The following is a 5,363-nucleotide window of genomic DNA, read 5'->3' on the forward strand; positions in this document are numbered from 1 at the left end:
GCACCGCCTGCAACTTTGCCAGGCACCTCAAGGCACTACTGTGGCGGACGCCCTTCAAGGCCATCTGCGATGCCTGCAAGGATAACCCCTCCATCTTTAAAATCGACCCACACCACCTCATCCCGGGACCAGACAACTAGCACTACCTTGGCACTTTAGCAGGTAGGTAGCTGAGGTTGTTGCCGCAGTGCGGGCAACAGGTCCAGGCGTGGAGGAACAGCTTGACGAGCCGCTGCCGGACGGCTGGCAGGGTCGGCTGTGGTGGTGGTCCTGCGGATCCGGCTGGCTTGCTTTTTCCCCGACTCCTGGAGCCGGAGGTGCTGGAGGAAGCAGAGCGCGATCATGGTCATGAGCGTATGGCGATGCAGGTCGGTCCATCGGCGGCCAGCAGGTTCGCCGATTCATCCCTGCAAGGGTGATGGCCAGCAGGCCATCACGGGGAGCGGCCCTCGAAGTGGTCGAGGCCGAGTTCCTCCTTCATCTGCTGGTGGGGCTGCTCGCAGATCCATCGATTGCAGGAGCAATCGATCCGTCTCTGCTGGAGGGTCGGGCAGGAGCCCGACCAGGGCGTGCCTTGATCGTGGCCGCCAGTTCCTTGAGCGGTGTGTCGGCTGGCAGGTTGGACAGGTGGTACTTGCGCTCGCCGGAACTGCGATGCTCGCCGATCAGCCAGACCTCGTTGCCTGGCAGGTGGCGGCCTTGCCTGAGCTGCTCACCTGCGGCCGGGCGCACCCGCACGGCGGCGAACTCAGCCGCAAGCGGCCCCTTCGTACCCCGCCGCCACGAGATGCGGCGCCATTCCGCACCAGCCAGCGCCTGCTCAGCTGGGACCGGATCCTCACTCGGCACCGGGTGCTTGCGCGGCCGGCCGGTGCTGGCCTTGGGCCAGTGCAACTCGACCTGTGTCGTGTAGACGTTCTGCACCCTCGGGATGCCCACCGCCCAGACCAGGCCGCGCCTGCTCGGGCCAGAGCGGAAGGCGGCGCTGCTGCCGTAGCCGGCGTCGGCGACCACACGACCAAAGCGAGCGCCGGCGGCAACGACCCGATCGATCTCCATCAACGCGATGTCAGTTTTCGCCAGTACCTGCTGGTGCTCTGCCCGGATGCCAGCCTCATCACAGCGATCCACGTCAACTGTCCAGGTCTCTGGCACGAACAGGCGCAGACCCAGCGGCACCGGGACCTCGTTCTTGGCCAGTGTCAGCGACACCATGATCGGCAGCAGCCGATCATCCAATCGCGCAGCGATCAGGGCCAGGAGGCCCTGACGGGACTTGGCAGTTGGCCCGCTTGCCGAGGCAGCCGCAGTACTGACGTGCCACGCCCACCGAGTGCTTCCCCTGCTTGGGCAGGGCGGTGTCGTCGACCACCAGCACGGCATCAGGCCCACCGACCAGACCATCCGCCTTCTCCACCAGAATCCGGCGCAAGGAGGCATCGTCCCAGGTCGTGCTTGTGACGAAGTGATGAAGTTGGTCATGGCTGCGACGACCAAGCCGAGCTGCTGTCGGCTGCAGGCTTTTGCGTTCCCCCAGCCCGATCAGCCCCTGCAGGTAGACCGGCGCCCACAGGCGCCGCTTCCTATGCCCCATGGCATTCAAAAACGGCGCCAGCCAGTCCTCCAGATCCTCCCGCCAGTCCATCTGCGCCATCGACTTCGCCCCGACAAACCACCAGGACATGGCAAGGGGTCAGCCAGCTGCAGGTTCTGCCAAGGTAGTGCTAAGGTCTGTCAAGGGCGGCCACGGCTGGCTAGCAGGTATCCACGGTGATGGTGCCAGCCACATCTGGGAGAGCGGACCAGCCATGACCAGCAATCACCTTCCACTTTAAGAGCGGTTCTTGTCGGCATCGCCATCGCGAAATGGCGCAACGAGGCCCTGATCGAGTTGCCCGATGCTCGCCGCCGCCGGCGCCTGACGGGGACCGACACGCGTGCCAAGCACGATCGACTTGTCGCGGAACTCCAGGCCATGGGGCGCCCGATCATGATCGGTTTCGGGCCGACAGGGCACTACCACCGACCGCTCGCTTGGCGTCCGGCTCAGGCCGGTTTCGATGTCTGGCAGGTCTCCTCCATCGCCTTGGCGCGGACGCGGGATGCGCTCCACAACGGACCTCGGCGGTTTGCTGCCAGCCGTCATGTCATGCACGGATCACGCCGACTGCTGTGGCGTGATGAGACAAGAACGATCCCAAGGAGGCCCAGGTAATCCTTCACATGCTGCGGATCGGCGTGAAAAACCCCTACCATGACCCGCTGGCGCACGGGATCAACGACATCCAGGAACTGTCGATGACCCATGAGGTGGTCTCAAGGCCAGGACTGTGGTGCTCTACCGCATCCAGACCCATGACCTTACCTCCCTAGCGACCGGTTCTTCACCTTCCTTGAGCGCTTTCCGGTGCCGATCAGCATCACAGCCCTGGGCAAGAAGGCCTTTGTCGAGGTGGCTTGGGATGTTGTCGGCCGCAAGGTCACCAAAGCCCACTCGCCGGGGCGACGAAATGGTGCGGGCTTGGGGGCGATCTGGTTCGTCAGGTCGCTTGGCCAATCGCCGCTACCAAGGCCAGTGCCGCTGCCCTTCTGCATGATACGGTCACCGCCTGGCTAGGCGGCGGCACACCATGGTCGCCGGCCACTGATCGCCTAATGGCGATCGGTCCACTTCCTGAAACGACCACTGTCAGGAGGCAGTAACGGCATAACCTTGCACGATCAGCATGTGCGGCCGGATCCTGAGCGGGAACAATGCATTGTCCGCTACACGACGCCGTTCATCTTCCGCTATCGCATTACCGCAGATGCAGCAATCCCGCAGTCCGCACAGTATTGGGTTCATCTGCCTATTACACCGAACCATCATGCGACCGAGACGAGAAGGCCGCGCCACTGCGTCCGCTAGTCGCCTACAAGAACAGTGATTATGACTTCATTCCTCGGGATCCAGTCGCGCAAGGAGATCATCTGGACCTGTGGAAGATGACGGCTGCTTGGTAGGAACTCCTTACGACCAAGAGGATGCGTTCAATCCGCAACAGTACGAGATAATATGAACGGTCGGCGACCGTTCATATCGCGGCTCGACGTTCATCTCCTGCTCAAGACCCCGGTGCTGCCCTTCGTTCTCGCGGATTGAGGCCGTTTATCCCCCGGGATCTGATCGCGGCAGGCTTCGTTTGTCCACAGGATCGCGTTCGGGATCTGGTCGCTCCTTCGGGATCTGGTCGCGCGAAAAGCGGTTATCCCCCGGGATCTGGCCGCGACCTCTATGGGAAGAACTCCGAATCAAAAACTGAAGATTCAAAATCATCGCGTAGGGCGCGACCGGATCCCGAGTCGACAGAAAGCAGCCGATCAGGGATGTGTTCGGGGAGGGCTGCCGGACCAGCCCGCAACCGGGTTCCGTCCTCGAATCTCGGACGAGCTTTGGACGAGGTCGTGATGGCAGAGTTGCATCAGCGCGTCATGAGCTTAGGCCTGGATCAGGCCCTTCAGGAGGCGCAGGACGCTCAAGAGCGTGCCGACCTCAAGACCGCCGCGGATATCCTGGTCCAGGAGGTCGAGAATCCAGGCGCGCTGGTGCGTCTGCACTCGGTAATGTGCACGATCTACCTGCCCCACAAGGCGACTGTCGCGGACCAGCCTTGGGTCCGATCGAACGGCGACGGCGCTACCCTGATGATCCAGCCGACCCGCGACGAGACCGGCCGGTACTTTGGTGTGCCCTATGGCTCGACCGGGCGGCTGATGCTGATCTACCTGCAGTCCGAAGCCTATCGTAACCGCTCACGCCAAGTGGAACTGGGCCGGTCCATGCATGCCTGGCTGCGTGCCATGGGGCTGGACAACTCCGGCAAGGGTTACCGTGCCGCGCGCGAGCAGGCGCTCAGGATCGAGCGCTCGCTAATGACGGTGGCTTATCAGGGCGAGCGCGGCACCGAGCGTTGGCAGGACACGATCATCCGCGGCTCGTTCAACCTGAACATCGAGCACGACGAACGACAGGGCGACATGTTTCCCCAGGCCGTCGAGCTGTCGGAGAGCTTCTACCAAGCCCTGCTGCGCCACCCGGCCGTGCTGTTCGAGCCGGCCATCCGCCACCTTGCCGGCAAGTCGCTGGCATTGGACGTCTACATCTGGCTGGCCTACCGCCTCCATGCCCTCGTCAAGGCACGGCCGGTGTCGTGGAACGCGCTTCACCAGGCGTTCGGCCCGAACTATGGGCGGGCACGCGACTTCCGTGCGAAGTTCAAGGAAGCGCTCGACGACGCGATGCTCGTGTACCCACAGGCCCAAGTGGGCGCCGACGAGAACGGGCTGATCCTGATGCCGTCGGCACCGCCGGCGCCGGCGCGCGGAGTCAGCTACATCAAGGGGCGCTGATCGGCAGCGTCGACTGCATCGAACGCGCGGGCCAAAGGGTCCAACCCTGATGGGCTGGGTTGGAAGTTCGTTGGCAGAAGCGGACGACGCTGGCGAAACGGCGTCGACACTTTTGGTCCAGACAAATGAACTAGAGTTCTGTTCACATCCTTGATGTAGTGTCGAATTACTCACGCAGACTCCTGAACACTGGTGAACAGGCCGCGCTGGGCCAGCAGGGCGAACCAGCACTCGACCGGGTTGAGCCAGGGGGCCGGGGCGAAGTGCAGGTAGAGGTGCGCTCGCTTCAGCATTGGCTGCGCCCGTTGAATCTGCGGCTTTTCGTCGATGCACAGCACCAGCGCCTGGTGCGGCGGGTTCAGGTAGAGGCCAAGGCTCTTCGGAAGCTTGAACGTCTCCGTCCGATGCAGCCGCAGGCCAACCCCGGGTCCGGCTCATCCCGACCATTGATCAGGTGCTTCGGTGGATAGCGGTGGCCGCCACCTCCTCTTCGCCAGGTGAACGGTCCCGGACCATCGTGGTGCATTGTCCCGTGCAAGGGAGACGCGCTGTGGCAGCAGGCCTTCATGCCTAGAGCCTGTACGACGCCACGCATCTCAGCCGAAGTCCAAGCGTCGCAAGAACCGGCCCGCGCCCTGGCCACCAGCCATCGGCTGAACCCGAAGACCATCGCCAGATGGTGTCCGGGCACCTTTACAGCCGCTGCGCGGACGGGCCGGGCCAGCCACGCAGCCCGGTGCTCACAAGGGCCGAGAGGGTCATTGTCGTCGAGTTCCGCCGACGCACGCTGTTGCTACTCGACGATGTCCTGGGCTGCCTGCGCTGTGCTGTGACGATAGAAGCCGCCCTTTCTCATCGGACAGCTTGGCGGCTGATAAGCTCGGTTCTGGTGGTTGTCAGGCCACCAATCCTGCCATGCCAGTTGGCACGTATGCCTCATCGGGTGTGCGCCCGGCCAGGGCCGAGGGAGGACG

Annotated in this window: 2 protein-coding genes and 4 pseudogenes; 3 read left to right on the forward strand and 3 right to left on the reverse strand. The window is 63.5% G+C overall.

The window, feature by feature from the left end; genetic code table 11:
* Window positions 1–140 (forward strand): annotated as a pseudogene (locus tag VHL31_RS23565) (IS481 family transposase); the annotation flags it as partial.
* 15 nt (window positions 141–155) lie between these two features.
* On the opposite strand, the pseudogene VHL31_RS23570 reads toward VHL31_RS23565, so the two are convergent.
* Window positions 156–1,654 (reverse strand): annotated as a pseudogene (locus tag VHL31_RS23570) (IS701 family transposase).
* A gap of 135 nt (window positions 1,655–1,789) precedes the next feature.
* On the opposite strand from VHL31_RS23570, the pseudogene VHL31_RS23575 reads away from it, so the two are divergent.
* Window positions 1,790–2,503, forward strand: a pseudogene (locus tag VHL31_RS23575) (hypothetical protein); the annotation flags it as partial.
* A 944-nt stretch (window positions 2,504–3,447) separates the two neighbouring features.
* Window positions 3,448–4,389: a replication protein RepA gene (locus tag VHL31_RS23580; RefSeq protein WP_329663698.1), complete on the forward strand. Its 942-nt coding sequence runs from the start codon at window positions 3,448–3,450 to the stop codon at window positions 4,387–4,389.
* A 170-nt stretch (window positions 4,390–4,559) separates the two neighbouring features.
* Here the strand turns inward: VHL31_RS23580 and VHL31_RS23585 are convergent, their stop codons facing one another.
* Window positions 4,560–4,682 (reverse strand): hypothetical protein, encoded by a 123-nt coding sequence (locus VHL31_RS23585; RefSeq protein ID WP_329663699.1) that lies wholly within the window; start codon window positions 4,680–4,682, stop codon window positions 4,560–4,562.
* Window positions 4,677–4,808 (reverse strand): annotated as a pseudogene (locus tag VHL31_RS27080) (IS630 family transposase); the annotation flags it as partial. The pseudogene VHL31_RS27080 and the gene VHL31_RS23585, both read right to left, overlap by 6 nt.
* Between the last annotated feature and the right edge of the window lie 555 nt (window positions 4,809–5,363).

It is taken from the genome of Geminicoccus sp. (assembly GCF_036263595.1).
Lineage (GTDB): Bacteria > Pseudomonadota > Alphaproteobacteria > Geminicoccales > Geminicoccaceae > Geminicoccus.